Below are 17,026 nucleotides of genomic sequence, written 5' to 3'. Positions count from 1 at the left end.
AAGGTGATATAAAAACACATTGCAGTTGGTAGTCTGCAAACATCTTGATGATGTCAGTAACCTTCCCTCCAGGTCGTCCTTTATCACATTTATCATTTAGGAGGGGACTCTCATGAAATTGACAGTCTATTTTGATGGCACATTTTGGTTTGCTTTGGTGGAGCATATCAACCGTAAAGGACAGTACAAAGCTTTTCGCTACCCATTCGGTAAGAAACCAAAGGATTCTGACGTTTGGGACTTCATTTTGAAGCATCTACCAAATCTGATAGAAAAATATGATCAGATTGAAACAGATTCATCTATTGAAGACATTCCACACCCCAAGAAAATGAATCCCAAGCGCATGCAAAGGAGTCTTAACAAATCTAAAAAACAGGCTCCCGTTTCTACCAAAGCCCAGCTTGAAATGCAAAAGCTGCACGATGGGATAAAACAGGAAAGGAAATCTCTGAAAAAGAAGGAACATCTGACTTTTAAAGCCCACACGTATCATCTTAAACAAGAGAAACGCCACCAAAAAAAGAAGGGACATTAACTTGTCTCTTCTTTTTTAGGGGCTTTAAATGAACAACCGCAAAACGGCGACGCAGAGGACACCGGTCACAACGGCCAACATGACATTTTTACTTCTGAGGACAACCAAAAAGGTCGGTAGGACAGCCACGGCTTCAATCCATTTTAGCTGCGGAAGACTGCCTGTTTTTTCTGTGAAAATACTGGATAAGACCAGGGCAAAAATAATGGTTAGCGGCAGGTAACCTAAAAAGGCCACCACCTTATTTGGCAGACTGGCAAAGCGAACCAAAAAGTAAGGGAAGACACGCGGAATCCATGTGACCAGCATAGCGGCTACGATTGCCGTCAAAATATAAGGATTAATCATCTAACATCACCCCCACCGTACAGCCTAATAACGTCGCAGCCAAGACCGCTAAGGACTCCGAAATGAACACGCTTAAAAGGACATAAGCCAAAAAGACCGTCAACAGAATCATGCCAATCTTTTTTATCGGCAATCGTTTCAGCATTCCCTCCAGCTGGCCTGAAAAAATAGCTACAAACATAGCAATCAAGGCAAAATCAATACCAAAGGCATTCGGATTAGGAATCAGACCGCCAAGAACACAGCCTATCAGAGAAGCCAAAGCCCATGTCAAGTAGCCCGCAGCATTATTGCCATACATCCAGGCAGGCTTAATCACCTTATGGCGGATATGTTCCCCCAACATAATGCCATAGCTTTCATCCGTCATGAAGGTTCCGATGAGGAGCTGCTGCGCTAAGGTTGCCTCTGGAAAAATCGTTGCCGTGTGCAGGTTCATCAAAAAATGTCTTAAATTAATTAAAAAAACCGTCAGGGCAATCGAAGCCAGTGGCGCTTTTGCCAAAATCAAGGCGCACAGGGCAAACTGGCCTGAGCCCGAATAAACGATCAGACTCATCAATCCTGTCTCCAACGGGCTTATCCCAGATTTTGCAGCCACAATTCCCAAGGCCAACCCAATAGAAGTATAACCAAATACGGTTGGTGTGGCAGCCTTGACACCTTCGGTGAATCCTTTCTCCTCCATACTTTTCCTTTCAAGAGATAATGTGTTCATTATAACACAAAATACCCTTCATCAAAAAGGGTATTTGATTACTCTATGGTCTCAAAAGCCAAACTTGGTTTTGCATTTAAATCTAATGACGCAAAATTGCCCTTCTCATATTCAACGGCTGCAGCCAGTGCAATCATACCTGCATTGTCTCCACAGAGACGAAGCGGCGGAATAAGGACCTCGACATCCTGAATGTCTTTGGCCAAGCGCTCACGAAGTCCCTGATTGGCAGCGACACCTCCAGCCACCACAAGTGTCTTAACAGGATATTTTTCCAAAGCTTTCTTGGTTTTTACCATGAGAATATCCAGTACAGCAGCCTGAAAAGAAGCACAGAGGTCTTCTGAAACCAGTTCCTCGCCTTTTTGCTGGGCATTATGGTGAAGATTGATAAAAGCCGATTTTAGGCCTGAAAAAGAAAACTCTAAGTTATCTTCCTTAATCATGGCGCGTGGAAAATGATAACGATCTTGCCCCTTATGTGCCAAGATATCAATTTCACGTCCGGCTGGGTAACTTAGGCCCATCACACGTCCAACTTTATCGTATGCCTCACCGACAGCATCATCACGGGTTTCCCCAACAATCCGATAAGCACCCGCTTTTTCCACGTAAACCAGTTCTGTATGTCCTCCTGACACCAAAAGAGCCAGCAGTGGATAGGTTAACGCCCCCTGTTCACGCGCTGCCATCAGGTGACCGGCCATATGATTGACTGGGATCAGAGGCAGGCCATTTGCCCAAGCAAAAGCCTTGGCTGCTGCCATCCCCACAAGAAGAGCTCCTACGAGACCTGGACCCTCGGTCACTGCCACTGCTGATAGATCCTGAGCCGTAATCCCTGCTTCTGCCAGAGCATCCTGAATACAAAGGGTGATTACCTCAACATGGTGACGACTGGCGACTTCCGGCACCACACCACCAAAACGTTTGTGACTTTCCACCTGGCTAGCGATAATATTACTTAAGAGTTGGTCTTCATTTTTTAAAACAGCTACGCTGGTTTCATCACAAGATGATTCAATAGCTAAAATATAACGATCTTCCATAGTCCCTTTCTACCTAGTTTCTGCTGCCTTCTCTTTTCATCAAGATAGCATCTTCAAGTGGCTCATGATAATAATCCTGCCTCTTTCCGACCGTCACAAAACCATACCGTTCATAGAGATTTTGTGCTATCCGATTAGAAGCTCTAACCTCCAAAAAGATAGGCTGATCCAGACCCTCTAAAAAGGTCATCAGCTGCTTACTTAACCCCTGCCCCTGAAAAGCCTTTTTAACGGCGATATTTGTCAGCTCCAATTCCCCAACCAGATGTTGCAGAGACAGAAAGCCTACGATGTCTTTCCCGTCATAGACAAAAAAATAGTCTGCTTCCGGTTTTGCCAAATCAGCAGCTATTTGTTGCTGGGTCCAAGGAGACTTGCCATAGACATCCGTCAGGACAGCTAAAATCTGCTTGGACAGTTCTTCCATTTTTCTATCTTCCATATCACACACGGCGAATATAATCTAGAGATGAAGCGGCATGATTTTCCAGCCACTTCTCTTCTGCTTCAACTTTCTTTAGGTAGTCTGGCACAAAGCTGTGACTATCAGACGGCTCAAGTTCTTGTCCGAGTTTTCCAAGCTGATAGGCTGATGGCAGAACTTCCGCCACCTTGGCCTGGGGAACAAGCTCCGCGATTCGCTGACCAAAAGGCGCAACTTCCCCAACGAACATCAGCTTTTCTTCCTGCCCGACTCTCTCTAAAACACTTTCAATGGATGTATGCCGATCAGGCGCGACAGCCTTTCCCTCTTTATAAAAACCGACATAAACATTCTGACGGCGGGCATCCATCAAGGGAATCACCAAGCCATCAAACGGGCAATTCAGAGCAATGGCCTGCAGGCTAGAAAGGCCAACTAAGTCAATCCCTAAACTATAAGCCAAAGTCTTGGCAGTTGCCACGGCAACCCTTAATCCCGTGTAAGAGCCCGGACCTTGTGCAACGACAATACGGTCTAATGCCTGCGGGCTCATCTCCAAAGAGGCAAACAGAAAATCAACGGTTGGCATAAGACTGATACTATGATTTTTTGTGACATTAAGCGTTGTTTCTGCCAGCAATTGGTCATCTTCCAAAAGGGCAACTGAAAGCGCTTTGCTTGATGTATCAAGGCTTAAAACTTTCATATTTTACCTACCTCACTTGATTCTAACTCTTATTTTATGATATAATTTTGATAATTGCAACGAATCAAGGTTAAATCTATTACTCATGACAATTTCATAACCGTCAGTCTCTTGCTCTGATTTATAGAGGATTTGACCATTTTTCAATATTGACATAACCCTTTTCGGGTAACAAAGAAAGGTAAGCAAATGATTTACAAAATTTTTTATCAAGAACGTAAGGACCTGAGCCCGCGCCGTGAGCAGACTCAGGCGATTTATATCGAAATTGATGCTCAAAACGAACTGGAAGGCCGCATTAAGGCCCGTAAACTGGTTGAGGAAAAGACAGCCTACAACATTGAGTTCATCGAGCTTCTGTCAGACAAGCACCTAGAATACGAGAAAGACTCCGGTGCTTTCGAATTAACGGAGTTATAAGATGGCAAATATCAACTTAAAAGCCGAAGAAGTCGGTGTTTATGCCATCGGTGGATTGGGCGAAATCGGTAAAAACACCTATGGTATTGAATACCAAGACGAGATTATCATTGTTGATGCTGGTATCAAATTCCCAGAAGACGATCTCCTAGGGATTGACTATGTTATCCCTGATTACTCTTATATCGTTGAGAATCTTGACCGTATCAAAGCCCTAGTCATTACCCACGGGCACGAAGACCATATCGGAGGAATTCCTTTTCTCCTGAAACAGGCAAATATTCCCATCTATGCAGGACCCTTGGCTCTTGCCCTCATTCGAGGAAAACTTGAAGAACACGGCCTGCTCCGCGATGCCAAACTATACGAAATCAATGCCAATACTGAGTTAACCTTTAAAAATCTCAGTGTGACCTTTTTTAGAACCACTCACTCAATCCCTGAACCCCTAGGCGTTGTTGTGCAGACCCCTCAAGGGAAGATTGTATGTACCGGCGACTTTAAATTTGATTTCACACCGGTTGGTGAACCCGCTGACCTACATCGGATGGCCGCTCTCGGAGAAGAGGGAGTTTTGTGTCTCCTGTCTGATTCTACCAATGCTGAAGTTCCTACTTTCACCAACTCTGAAAAAGTCGTTGGCCAGTCCATTATGAATATTATCGAAGGCATCCACGGACGCATCATTTTCGCCTCCTTTGCCTCCAATATTTTCCGTCTTCAGCAGGCTGCAGAAGCCGCTGTTAAAACTGGCCGTAAAATTGCTGTTTTTGGACGTTCTATGGAGAAAGCCATTGTTAACGGGATGGAACTGGGCTATATCAAGGTTCCCAAAGGAACTTTCATTGAACCCAATGAGATTAAAAATTACCATGCCAGTGAAGTCCTCATCATGTGTACGGGAAGCCAGGGAGAATCGATGGCTGCCCTCTCACGTATTGCTAACGGGACCCACCGCCAAGTGCAGCTGCAGCCTGGAGATACGGTTATCTTTTCATCAAGCCCTATCCCCGGAAACACTACAAGTGTCAACAAGCTAATCAATACCATTCAAGAGGCCGGTGTCGAAGTCATCCACGGTAAAATCAATAACATTCACACATCTGGACACGGTGGTCAGCAGGAACAAAAGCTTATGCTCCGCCTCATTAAACCTAAGTACTTCATGCCAGTCCATGGTGAATATCGGATGCAAAAAGTCCATGCTGGTCTTGCCGAAGATACCGGTGTAGCAAAAGACAACATCTTCATCATGGAAAATGGCGATGTCCTTGCTCTGACCAGTAATTCTGCCCGCCTAGCCGGTCATTTCAACGCTCAGGATATCTATGTTGACGGCAACGGTATCGGCGACATCGGAGCAGCCGTGCTCCGTGACCGACATGACCTCTCTGAAGATGGTGTGGTTCTAGCCGTTGCGACTGTTGATTTCAAGACACAAATGATACTAGCAGGACCAGATATTCTCAGCCGCGGTTTCGTCTATATGCGCGAATCAGGAGATTTAATCCGTGAAAGTCAGCGTATTTTATTCAATGCTATCCGGATTGCCCTCAAAAATAAGGATGCCAGCATCCAGTCTATCAACGGAGCCATTGTTAATGCCCTGAGACCCTTTTTGTATGAGAAGACAGAGCGCGAACCCATTATTATTCCAATGGTTCTAACACCTGATAAATAACCCAAAAGCCTTGATTTTTCAATCAAGGCTTTTCTTTTTATGTTAATAAGGGTAAATGTAAGAAACAGTTCCGGCAGTTCCGCTGTTATTAGGATCAAACCAACCACGGTAGTTATCAATCCATTGCTGATCTTTATAGTTAGACTCAAGAACCTGAATATGGCCGTCTTCACCAACCGCTGTGACGTAGGCTACATGACCGTAACCGCCATCAGTCCAGCAAATGATAGAACCAACTGTTGGAACAGAACCGACTGTATAACCTTGCTGCGCTGCCGTGGTCGCCCAGTCTCCACCGTTCCCCCACCATTCGCCTACCCAAGGCGCCAACTGCTTAACGCCCCAAGTACACTGACCGACAGGGTATGAACTCTCTGGCTGTGCCTCGGCTGCCGGCTGCTCAGCGACAGCTGTCTCTTGAGGTGCTGCGGCTTGACTGGTATTGTTGCCATTTACGGTCAGCGTTTGCCCCGGTAAAATTAAACTGTCAATGGTCTTGCCGTTTAAAGCAGCTAACTCATAAACATCCATGCCATACATTTGGGCCACACTGTAAAATGAATCGCCGTATTGCAGGGTATAAGTATCCGCATTCACCACTTTATCTCCCACGAAAACAGTTGCTGCCGTAGCTGCTACGGTAAGTGTTGCTTTTCCCAAAAATTGTTTTTTCATAAATAATCATTTCCCTCACAGACTTTCTCAAAGTAGTAATACCATGATACCCTACTAATATTTCAGGTCTTTTAAAAGAAAAGATAATTTTTATTACTAATCCGTAACAAACGCCCCTTCTAAAAATGACTCAATGACCCTCAATCCCATCATTAAAAAGCTGGTTACCCAGCTTTTTAATGATTATTGTGAGACCAAAACGCGAAGCTGCTGATCAATCGTTTCTGCTGTCATACGCCCTTCACGAATGCCCCAGATTACAAGACTAGGACCTCTGCGAGCATCTCCTGCAACAAAAACTTTCTCGTTATTGGTTGAATAATCATCATAGATGCTCTTCACACCAAATTGATCGAAAAGTGACGTTTCTGCGCCGGTAAAGCCCATTGCAAGGAGAACAAGGTCTGCCTTAAGCACTTCTTCTGAGCCCTCAATCGGCTTGAAGTCCCTTCCCACCTTGACCGTTTTTGCAGCAATCACCTGGCCACGATCCGCTCCGATAAACTCTACCGTTGAGGTACTGTATTCTGTCAGGCTGCTGTTTTGGACAAAATCAGCTTCTTCCTGGCCATAACCGGTACGATTAATCATAGGGTATTCCGGCCAGGGGTTGGTGTCCAGACGACTCTCAGGAAGCTGTGGCGTAATTTCAAGCTGTTTGATGCTTGCAGCACCCAAACGGACAGCCGTTCCGATACAGTCATTCCCAGTATCACCCCCACCGATAACTAGGACATGTTTGCCCTTTAAGGTAGCTCCCAGCTGACGATCTGGGCTGGCCAAGAGATTCTGAGTCGTTTCTGTTAAGAAATCCACTGCAAAACGCACGCCCGTTAAATGACGGCCGGGAACATCCAGGTCACGCGGTACGCTGGCTCCCGTAGCTAAAATAACGCGGTCAAAATCCTGCAAGAGTTCCTCTGCACTAATATCGCGGCCAATTTCCGTATTCGCAATAAAATTAATCCCAATTTCAGCCATGGTATCAATCCGGCGCTGAACAATATCTTTATCCAGCTTCATATTTGGTATTCCATACATTAAGAGGCCACCAAAGCGATCTGAACGTTCAAAAACAGTAACCGTATGCCCCAGCTGATTAAGACGCCAAGCTGCAGATAAACCTGCCGGACCAGACCCCACAACCGCAACCTTAAAACCTGTACGCTCAGATGGTAAGCCAGAATCAGCAACCCAGCCTTCTTCAAAGGCATTATCAATAATAAAACGTTCATTATCATGAATCGTAACCCCAGCTCCATTCAAGCTTTCGGTACAGCCCTTCTCACAAGGTGCCGGACAGACACGACCCGTCATCTCAGGCAGGGGGTTGGTTCGGCTTAAACGCTCAAAGGCTCGGCGAAAATCACCCTTATAAACCAAATCATTCCACTCAGGAATTAAATTATCATTGGGACAGCCAGAAACCGCACGGCCGCCACCGTAAAAACTGCCTTCATGACAGAAAGGAATGCCGCAGTTCATGCACCTAGCGGCCTGTTCCTGCCGTTCTTCCCTAGATAAGGGTGTCTGTAATTCTTCAAAATCAAGAATACGCTCGCTAACGGGACGATATGGATTGTCCTTGCGCTTGTATTTTAAAAATCCAAATGGGTCTGCCATATCAATTCCCTCCTGTTACTGTAGCCAGCAGGTCTGCTCTTTCCTGAGCAGTTTCCTGACCGCCTGTTGCAATTTCAAATGTTGTCAATTCCAGTTCATCTCCGCTGAGACCGCGCTTGGCTAGCGCAAATTCAAGATCATTGATTTCATGGAATTCTGTCGGATAAACTTTGACGAATTTTCTGACCTGATTATCCCAGTCATCAAGAAGACGCGCCGCCTTTTGACTGCCGGTGTAAGCTAAATGCTGCTCTATCATTTCTTTAAGAATCTCATCGCCTCTTGTCTCTCCAACTGCGTATAGATCAACCATTTCTCTATTGACCTTATCCTTAAAGTGACCATCAGCATCATAGACATAAGCCACGCCGCCACTCATTCCAGCTGCGAAATTGCGGCCGGTTGTTCCTAGGATAACCGCAACACCGCCTGTCATGTATTCACAGCCGTGGGCACCGACCCCTTCAACGACAACCTTCGCACCTGAGTTACGGACACAGAAGCGCTCACCTGCACGCCCAGCAAAGTAGGCCTCCCCATTGACAGCACCAAAAAGAGAAACATTACCGACAATCGGCGAATTCTCGACATCATAAGCTGCATCATGTGGCGGCTTCACAATCAGACGCCCTCCTGACATGGACTTGGCAATGTAGTCATTGGCCTCTCCGATGAGGGTTAATTCCATTCCTTGCGGGATGAAACTTGCAAAACTCTGGCCTGCAATCCCCTTATATTCATATTTGATGAGTCCGGCTTCTACGGTCTGATTCCCATATCTTTCAGCAATCCAGCCCGCCATTCGGCTTCCGACAGAACGCTGAACATTGTTGATGGTATTTCTAACCGTCACACCCACACCACTCTCAATAGCGGCTGTAGCAAATCCGTCCAGTTCTTTCCACTGGCGAGCATCAGCGAAAGGATCTTCTGTTTTGGCAGCAATTGGGAAGCTGTTCCCAATAACACGGGAAAAGTCCAATGATTTGGCCTTCCCTTTGGGAACAAACTTAGCCTTCAGCACCTCCGCATGTCCAACCATCTCATCAACTGAGCGGAAGCCTAATTCTGCCATGTATTCACGAAGTTCTTCTGCCATAAACAGCATCATATTGATAACATGTTCTGGTTTACCAGCAAAGTGCTTGCGCAAATCAGGATTTTGGGTTGCCACCCCAACTGGGCAGGTATTGAGCGAGCACACCCGCATCATGACACAGCCCACAGAGACTAAAGCAAGACTGGCAAAAGAGTATTCTTCTGCACCAAGCAAAGTAGCAATAGCCAAATCACGCCCTGTCATCAATTTACCGTCCGTCTCCAAGGTCATTCGCTGGCGAAGACGATTGAGAGAAAGGGTTTGATGGGCTTCAGCCAAGCCCATTTCCCAAGGCAGGCCTGCATCGCGGACAGAATTTCGCGGAGAAGCTCCTGTGCCGCCATCATACCCTGAAATAACGACCTTATCTGCACCCGCCTTGACACAGCCGGTAGCAATGGTCCCTACACCTGTACTTGACACCAACTTGACATTGATTTGGGCATAAGGGTTGATTGCTTTCAGATCGTAGATGAGTTGGGCCAAATCTTCAATAGAATAAATATCATGATGCGGCGGAGGCGAGATGAGACGAACACCTGGTGTAGCCCCACGAATCTCAGCTACCCAAGGAAAGACCTTTTGCCCAGGCAGCTGACCGCCTTCACCAGGTTTTGCTCCCTGTGCCAATTTAATCTGTAGTTCTTCAGCCGACATCAGGTATTCTGCATTAACACCAAAACGACCAGAAGCGACCTGTTTGATTTTCGAGTTAAGGTTACGTCCATCTGCCTGAGGTTTGAAACGTTTTCGATTTTCACCACCTTCACCAGAGTTTGACTTAGCACCTATCCGATTCATGGCTTCAGCAATTGTTTCATGCGCCTCCTTGGATAAGGACCCAAAACTCATGGCCCCCACCTTGAAGCGCTTGACAATTTCCTGAGCTGGTTCGACCTCGGAAAGATCTACTGCGGGACGACTAGACTGAAACTCCCACATGGCACGCAGAGTCGTTGGCTGCTCTAAGGCTTCCTTGTCTAGTTCTGTTGAGTATTGTTTAAAGAGACCGTAATCCCCACGCCGAACCGCCTGTTGGAAATTATAGATGGTCTTGGGATTAAAGAGGTGGTATTCACCATCTGTTTTAAACTGGAAAGAACCGCCAGACGGTAGATAATCATTGGCTTTAGGGCCAAAAGCAAAGGCGACACGTTCTAAGTATTCCTTTTCAATCTGATTAAGTGATAGCCCATTGATTCGAGTCGCTGTTCCCGTAAAATAACGGTCAACAACCTGTTCAGACAGACCGATGGCTTCAAATAACTGGGCACCTTTATAACCGAGAACAGTCGAAATCCCCATTCGACTCATTACTTTAACGAGGCCTTTTTCAGAAGCCTTACGATATTTCTCAAAACTGTCAGCTGTCTTATCAAAAGCAGCCAAGGTTGCGTAGGCTCCGTAAGGGTGAACCGCAGTTGCTCCAAAGCCAACTAAGGTTGCAAAATGATGCACCTCAAAAGCCTCAGCTGTATCGACAACAATTGAAAACTGACTGGCTTTCCCTTTAACAACCATATAATTATTAAGTCCGGATACCGCTAAAAGGATTGGAATTGCCAACTGGCCTTCCTGAACCTGACGGTCCGAAAGAATAATAATCTTACTCCCCTTATCCACTGCTTCCTCAGCCTGCTTGAAAAGATCTTCCAGGGCATGCTGAAGGCGATTATGATCTGAGCCGCCTAAATCGTAAACGGTTGACAGGCTTGTCGCCTGATAACGTTCATCCTTCAGAGCTGCCAACTTGGCAAAATCTCGGCTAGAAAGGATTGGACTCTCAATCCTTACCTTGACACAGTTATCCGCCCCATCACGGCGAATATCACCATCACCGCCCAAATAAACATTGGTCGAAACGACTAGCTGCTCTCGAATCGCATCAATCGGAGGATTGGTTACTTGAGCAAATTGCTGTTTAAAATAAGTGAAGAGTGACTGTGGCTTGTCGGATAAAACAGCCAGAGGGCTGTCAAACCCCATGGAAATAACCGGCTCTTCCCCTTTTTCAGCCATTGGCAGTAAGACCGTCCGAATGACCTCATCGGTGTAACCAAAAATCTTCCACATTTGATTGACATCATAGGTCTGTGGTTCTTGTTCGGCTTCCGCAAAATCATCCAATAAGGCAATATTGTTCTTAACCCAGTCTTGATAGGGGTGCTGTTTAGCATAATGAGCCTTAACCTCTTCATTTTTCAAGAGGAGACCTTTTCGGGTATCAATGAGCATCATGTTCCCAGGTCCTAATACCCCTTTTTCCAGTACTCGACTAGGCTCTAAATCAACAACACCTGACTCACTGGAGCAGATCAAGAAATTATCCTTAGTCCTTGAATAGCGACTTGGTCGGAGTCCATTACGGTCAAGGCGCGCCCCAACCATATCACCGTCAGTAAAGACAAGGGCCGCAGGTCCGTCCCAAGGAGCGACAAAGCTGGACGAATATTCATAGAAGGCTGACAGCTCATCTGATAAGCCAGCATCTTCGCCCCAAGCTTCGGGAACCATCATCAAGAGACTCTGAGGAATGTCCCGTCCGTGACGATAGAGGTACTCTAAGCAGTTTTCTAGTTTGGCAGAATCAGAATGTTCCTCATTATAAACATCAATCTGATGGCTGTGCATCCAATTTTCTGCTCCACGGAGGGTGTTGATTTCACCATTATGGGCTAAGAAGCGAAACGGTTGAGCCCGATCCCATGATGGAAATGTATTGGTAGAGAAGCGCGAATGCGTCAAGGCAATATGCGACTTAAAGTGTTCATCAATCAAGTCCGGATAGAAGAGACGTACCTGGAAGGCATGCAGCATCCCTTTGTAAACGATGGTTTTGCTTGAGAGCGAGCAAATAAAAAGCTCATCTGTCGCAAAGGTTTTTTCAAGATGGCGTCGCAGACGAAAGAGCTTATCTTCAAAGACACGTCCGCTGTCAGTATCTGTCGGTTTTTCAATAAACAGCTGGACGAAACTAGGCATGATATCCTGAGCCGCAGGACCGCAGTTGTCATAATGAAAAGGTACATCACGTGCAAGAAGCACATGAAAACCGCCCTTCTCAATCTCACTAATAACACTATCCTGTAAAATACTTTTGGCCAGCTTATCTTGTGGCAAGAAAAGCTGAGCAACCGCATAGTCACCAAACTGTGGCAGGACAATGTCGGCCTCCTGAGCCTTCAGTCGGAAAAATTCATCCGGCATGGCCACCAGCATTCCAGCTCCATCTCCTGTATCAGGTTCTGCCCCTGTACCGCCTCGATGGTTCATTCTTTCTAACATGGTCAGGGCATACTCAATGAGAGTATGACTGGCTTCTCCTTCAATATGAGCGACAAAACCCATTCCACAGGCATCGGATTCAAAAGAAGGATCCCAGAGTGTTGTTTGCTGTGCTTTCAAAGCAGCTTCTTTCATACATTTACTCCTACTATCAATAGTGTCTCATAATGATAAAACTGATGAAAAAATTATACCACAAGAAACTTAATTAGAACAGATTTCATTAAGAAAAAATCTGAAAATTCAAGCAATTATTTTGACAAAGAAAGCAACCCGAAGGTTGCCTTGCTTAACAATGAACAAAAGCAATTAATAAAGATCCAGGTAGTTTTCCACTTCCCATTGTGACACAAAGGTCGCATAACTAGCCCATTCGATTTTTTTAGCCTCCACAAAGTTTGTGGTGATATGACTTCCCAGAGCCGCTTTCACAACATCGTCTTCCTGAAGGGCTTTAACAGCATTGCGCAGCGTTGAAGGCAGATCAGCGATACCAGCCGCCTTACGTTCCGCCTCAGTCATCACATAGATGTTAGACTCAACCGGTGCCGGTGCCTCAATTTTATTTTCAATTCCATCAAGTCCAGATTCAAGAAGGACGGCCAGTGCCAAATAAGGGTTGGCAGTCGGATCAACCGAACGCAGTTCAAGACGGGTACTCATGCCACGAGAAGCAGGCACACGAATCAATGGGGAACGGTTACGGCCAGCCCAAGCAATATAGACAGGTGCTTCATAACCAGGAACCAAGCGTTTGTATGAGTTAACCGTTGGATTCATCACGGCTGTGAAGTTATAAGCATGCTTCATCAAGCCGCCGAGGAAATAGTAAGCATTTTCGGATAACTGCATGCCCTTTGGATCTTCTGGGTCAAAGAAAGCATTTTTTCCATCTGGAGTGAAGAGAGACATGTTACAGTGCATTCCTGAACCGTTGATTCCAAATTTTGGCTTAGCCATAAAGGTTGCATAAAGACCGTGTTTACGCGCAATGGTCTTAACAACCAGTTTGAAGAGCTGAATCTTGTCACAAGCTTTTAAAACTTCCTCATACTTAAAGTCAATCTCGTGCTGCCCCACAGCTACCTCGTGGTGACTAGCTTCAACTTCAAAGCCCATGTCTGTCAGCACATTAACAATTTCACGGCGAGTATTGTCTGCAAGGTCGGTTGGCGCTAGGTCAAAATACCCACCCTTATCATTAACATCCAGCGTCGGTTCCCCTTTTTCATCCAGTTTAAATAGGAAAAATTCAGGTTCAGGACCAAGGTTGAAAGAGCTAAAACCAAGTTCTTGCATATGTTTCAGCGCACGTTTTAAGTTTCCGCGTGGATCTCCTGCAAATGGTTCACCTTCTGGTGTGTAAATATCACAGATCAAGCCTGCAACACGGCCATTTTCATCTCCCCAAGGAAAAACAGTCCATGTATCAAGATCAGGATACAAATACATATCAGACTCATTGATGCGGACAAAACCTTCAATTGACGAACCATCGAACATCGCTTTATTAGAAAGAATTTTTTCAATTTGCTCGTCTGTGGCAGGAATTTCAACATTTTTCATAATCCCCAAAATGTCAGTGAACATCAGTCGAAGAAAAGTAACGTTTTTTTCCTTGATATCGCGTCTGATATCATTTGCAGTAATTGACATAAGTAATCTCCTTTTTTGATTAAAAAAATATATTTAGACACATCAGAATGTGACATTAACGTAAGCGATGCGATGGCTGCTGAAAGCCGCCTTGAGCTCTAAGTTCGTCTTGTAAAATACGACGAACATCTTCATCAGTAAGGGTCTTTTGGGCTAGACGCTGCTGATCTTTTCGTTTGGCATATTCTTTTTTGATAGCAACAATATTAAGACCCTCTTCTAGAAAATCTCGAATTTCAAGCAGGCGATCCATATCATTAAGTGAATACAAGCGCCGATTGCCTTCGCTACGATTAGGGGTTAATAGACCCTGCTCTTCGTAATACCGAATTTGTCGGGCGGATAAGTCCGTTAATTTCATAACCGTCCCAATCGGAAAGACAGACATTGAGCGTCTCAACTCTTTTTCTCCCATATAAGCTCCTTTCACCCCCTTATTATATTCTGAAAATTCTGACCTGTCAAGTGCAAATGTTATATTTTCTAACATAAAAGAATGAAAATTACTTCTCATCCTTCTTTTTCTTATTAACATATCCAATCAGACGTTCAAAATCAGAATTCACCAAGATAGCAATAAAGACTCCCATAAAGGTCTCAAAGACTCTGGCAAAGACATAAAAAATAGTTTCGTGTGCAGGTATCGAGAGAGAAATAATCAAAAGCGCCGAGACACCGCCTATAATCCCCGGCTTATTGTCCATAGCCACATTCGTCATAATGGTCAACATGGTTAGTATCGGAACAAAAACAACGACAACCCAAAATTGCCCATGAAAAAAAACATTAAGAACATAAAATACAAGGGCATAAAAACCACCGATACTATTCCCCACCACACGCGAGGCTCCAAAATGCACACTTTTATCAAAATCTTCTCTCAGGCTAAAGACTGCCGTCAAAGCGCCAATCTGCAGACCCTTCCAGCCAAACAAACCAAATAAAAGCAGAACCAAAAAGACAGCAAAACCTGATTTTGCAGTCCGCATTCCCAGTTTAAACTTCTTAATATCAAATTTATATTTTTTTAGCAGCTTCATTCTCTCTTCCTCACCCTCTATTCTAACACGTCTGAGCTACTTTGTGGAGTATTCATTCGCTTTCAGCGCACAGAAAAAGTTGGCAATCCTGATTTTTGCTTTAAAATGCAGAAGCAGTTCGCTTTGCTGAGATTGTCAGCGAGTATTTAGCCTTGTGAGGTCGCAAACTCACTCTGTTTTAAGGAATACTCTACTATCAATAACAACAGACAAAAAACGACAGGAAACCTGTCGTTTTTTAACCTTGATATTTTGAGCTGACTGACTGCCTATTTTTCAGTCAAAGCAGCCAAGCCTGGTAATACTTTATACCTTGCTAGACTTTCTAACTCGCCTAGCTTCGTAGAAACTCTACGCGATGCACTAGAAAAAGAGCTGGTTGCCCAACTCTTTTCGTTGTATATCTTTCATGCGCAGTAGCTGAATGGCAGTTCACTTCGCTACGCTTGTGACCAACCTATTCAGCCTTGCGGGGGTGCGTCTACGGAATCGTAGATTCCTGACTTACCGCCTATTTTTCAGTCAATGCTGCAAGACCTGGCAAGACCTTACCTTCAAGGAGTTCCATTGACGCACCGCCGCCTGTTGAGATCCATGAGAATTTGTCTGCACGGCCGAGGTTGATGGCTGCTGCGGCTGAGTCACCACCACCGATGATAGATTTCACGCCTGGTTGTTTCACGATAGCGTCCATCACACCGATAGTACCCGCTTGGAAGTCTGGGTTTTCAAAGACACCCATAGGACCATTCCAAACCACTGTTTTAGCACCAGTTAATTCTTCGTCAAATTTAGCGATAGATTTTGGACCGATGTCCAGACCAAGGAAGCCTTCAGAAACAGCTTCGCCTTCTGTATCACGGACTACATCATAGCCTGCAAAGGCATTGGCTTCTTTTGAATCAACTGGCAAGATCAGTTTGCCATTTGATTTTTCAAGCAATTCTTTAGCGATGTCAAGCTTGTCTTCTTCCACCAGTGAGTTACCGATTTCGATACCTTGTGCCTTGTAGAAGGTATAAGTCATCCCACCACCGATAAGAACTTTGTCAGCTTTTTCAAGAAGGTTTTCGATGACACCGATTTTATCGGAAACTTTTGAACCACCAAGGATGGCGATGAATGGACGAACTGGGTTGTCAACAGCTTCTTGGATGTAGGCAATTTCATTTTCCAAAAGGAAACCAGCTACTGCTTTTTCCACGTTTGCAGAAATACCTACGTTTGACGCGTGGGCACGGTGAGCTGTACCAAAGGCATCGTTTACGAAGATACCATCACCAAGTGAAGCCCAGTATTGACCAAGTTCTGGATCATTTTTAGATTCTTTCTTACCATCCACATCTTCGAAACGAGTGTTTTCAACAAGAAGAACTTGACCATCTTCCAGCGCATCAATAGCAGCTTCCAATTCAGCTCCACGAGTAACGCCTGGGAAAGCAACTTCTTGACCCAATTTAGCCGCCAAGTCAGCCGCTACTGGTGCCAGAGATTTGCCTGCTTTGTCTGCTTCTTCTTTAACACGGCCTAGGTGAGAGAAGAGAATAGCACGGCCACCTTGCTCGATGATGTACTTAATAGTTGGAAGAGCTGCGGTGATACGGTTGTCGTTTGTGATAACGCCATCTTTCAAAGGCACGTTAAAGTCCACACGAACCAAAACTTTCTTGCCTTTCAAATCAACATCTTTAACAGTCAATTTTGCCATTAGTTAAGACTCCTTAAAAATTTTTATACAGGTCAATTATACCATAATTTCAATCA

The 17,026-nt window shown here is 45.0% G+C and carries 15 protein-coding genes; 3 read left to right on the top strand and 12 right to left on the bottom strand.

Annotated elements, in window-relative coordinates; all coding sequences use genetic code 11:
* Positions 1-112 precede the first annotated feature (112 nt).
* Positions 113-538, top strand: coding sequence for a YjdF family protein (locus A3GY_RS0106760; protein ID WP_018030659.1), 426 nt, complete (start codon positions 113-115; stop codon positions 536-538).
* Between the two features lie 24 nt (positions 539-562).
* Here A3GY_RS0106760 and A3GY_RS0106755 read toward each other — a convergent pair whose 3' ends face one another.
* The 5 genes from A3GY_RS0106755 to tsaB form a co-directional block, all read right to left on the bottom strand.
* Positions 563-886 carry an AzlD domain-containing protein gene (locus A3GY_RS0106755; protein WP_018030658.1) on the bottom strand — a complete coding sequence of 108 codons (324 nt, stop codon included), beginning with the start codon at positions 884-886 and terminating at the stop codon, positions 563-565.
* A complete protein-coding gene (locus tag A3GY_RS0106750; protein ID WP_018030657.1) occupies positions 879-1,574 on the bottom strand; it encodes an AzlC family ABC transporter permease in 696 nt (231 codons plus the stop codon). The genes A3GY_RS0106755 and A3GY_RS0106750 overlap by 8 nt, the downstream gene beginning before the upstream one ends.
* A 68-nt stretch (positions 1,575-1,642) precedes the next feature.
* Positions 1,643-2,653 (bottom strand): tRNA (adenosine(37)-N6)-threonylcarbamoyltransferase complex transferase subunit TsaD, encoded by a 1,011-nt coding sequence (gene tsaD, locus A3GY_RS0106745; protein WP_018030656.1) that lies wholly within the window; start codon positions 2,651-2,653, stop codon positions 1,643-1,645.
* 13 nt (positions 2,654-2,666) lie between these two features.
* A complete protein-coding gene (gene rimI / locus A3GY_RS0106740; RefSeq protein WP_026161966.1) occupies positions 2,667-3,095 on the bottom strand; it encodes a ribosomal protein S18-alanine N-acetyltransferase in 429 nt (142 codons plus the stop codon).
* Position 3,096: 1 nt separating this feature from the next.
* A complete protein-coding gene (gene tsaB, locus A3GY_RS0106735) occupies positions 3,097-3,783 on the bottom strand; it encodes a tRNA (adenosine(37)-N6)-threonylcarbamoyltransferase complex dimerization subunit type 1 TsaB (RefSeq protein WP_018030654.1) in 687 nt (228 codons plus the stop codon).
* A 189-nt stretch (positions 3,784-3,972) separates the two neighbouring features.
* Between tsaB and A3GY_RS0106730 the strand changes: the two genes are divergently transcribed.
* A complete protein-coding gene (locus tag A3GY_RS0106730; RefSeq protein ID WP_018030653.1) occupies positions 3,973-4,203 on the top strand; it encodes a DNA-dependent RNA polymerase subunit epsilon in 231 nt (76 codons plus the stop codon).
* Between the two features lies 1 nt (position 4,204).
* Entirely contained in the window at positions 4,205-5,884 is a 1,680-nt protein-coding gene (gene rnjA / locus A3GY_RS0106725) for a ribonuclease J1 (RefSeq protein WP_018030652.1), read from the top strand.
* 42 nt (positions 5,885-5,926) lie between these two features.
* Here the strand turns inward: rnjA and A3GY_RS0106720 are convergent, their stop codons facing one another.
* The 7 genes from A3GY_RS0106720 to A3GY_RS0106690 form a co-directional block, all read right to left on the bottom strand.
* On the bottom strand, positions 5,927-6,559 hold the full coding sequence (locus tag A3GY_RS0106720) for a COG3942 and LysM peptidoglycan-binding domain-containing protein (protein WP_018030651.1): 633 nt from the start codon (positions 6,557-6,559) through the stop codon (positions 5,927-5,929).
* Between the two features lie 183 nt (positions 6,560-6,742).
* Positions 6,743-8,182: a glutamate synthase subunit beta gene (locus A3GY_RS0106715; RefSeq protein ID WP_018030650.1), complete on the bottom strand. Its 1,440-nt coding sequence runs from the start codon at positions 8,180-8,182 to the stop codon at positions 6,743-6,745.
* 1 nt (position 8,183) lies between these two features.
* Positions 8,184-12,701, bottom strand: a complete 4,518-nt coding sequence (gene gltB, locus A3GY_RS0106710) for a glutamate synthase large subunit (protein WP_018030649.1) — start codon at positions 12,699-12,701, stop codon at positions 8,184-8,186.
* 174 nt (positions 12,702-12,875) lie between these two features.
* On the bottom strand, positions 12,876-14,222 hold the full coding sequence (glnA, locus tag A3GY_RS0106705) for a type I glutamate--ammonia ligase (protein ID WP_018030648.1): 1,347 nt from the start codon (positions 14,220-14,222) through the stop codon (positions 12,876-12,878).
* 55 nt (positions 14,223-14,277) lie between these two features.
* Complete coding sequence (locus A3GY_RS0106700; protein ID WP_026161965.1) at positions 14,278-14,637, bottom strand: MerR family transcriptional regulator; 360 nt, start codon at positions 14,635-14,637, stop codon at positions 14,278-14,280.
* Positions 14,638-14,725: 88 nt separating this feature from the next.
* Positions 14,726-15,262 (bottom strand): FUSC family protein, encoded by a 537-nt coding sequence (locus A3GY_RS0106695; RefSeq protein ID WP_018030646.1) that lies wholly within the window; start codon positions 15,260-15,262, stop codon positions 14,726-14,728.
* Positions 15,263-15,773: 511 nt separating this feature from the next.
* Entirely contained in the window at positions 15,774-16,970 is a 1,197-nt protein-coding gene (locus tag A3GY_RS0106690) for a phosphoglycerate kinase (RefSeq protein WP_018030645.1), read from the bottom strand.
* Positions 16,971-17,026: the final 56 nt, after the last annotated feature.

The organism is Streptococcus ferus DSM 20646 (assembly GCF_000372425.1).
Classification (GTDB): Bacteria; Bacillota; Bacilli; order Lactobacillales; family Streptococcaceae; genus Streptococcus; species Streptococcus ferus.
The sequence above is the reverse complement of the archived record's forward strand: the minus strand, read 5'-3'. Positions and strand labels throughout refer to the sequence as shown.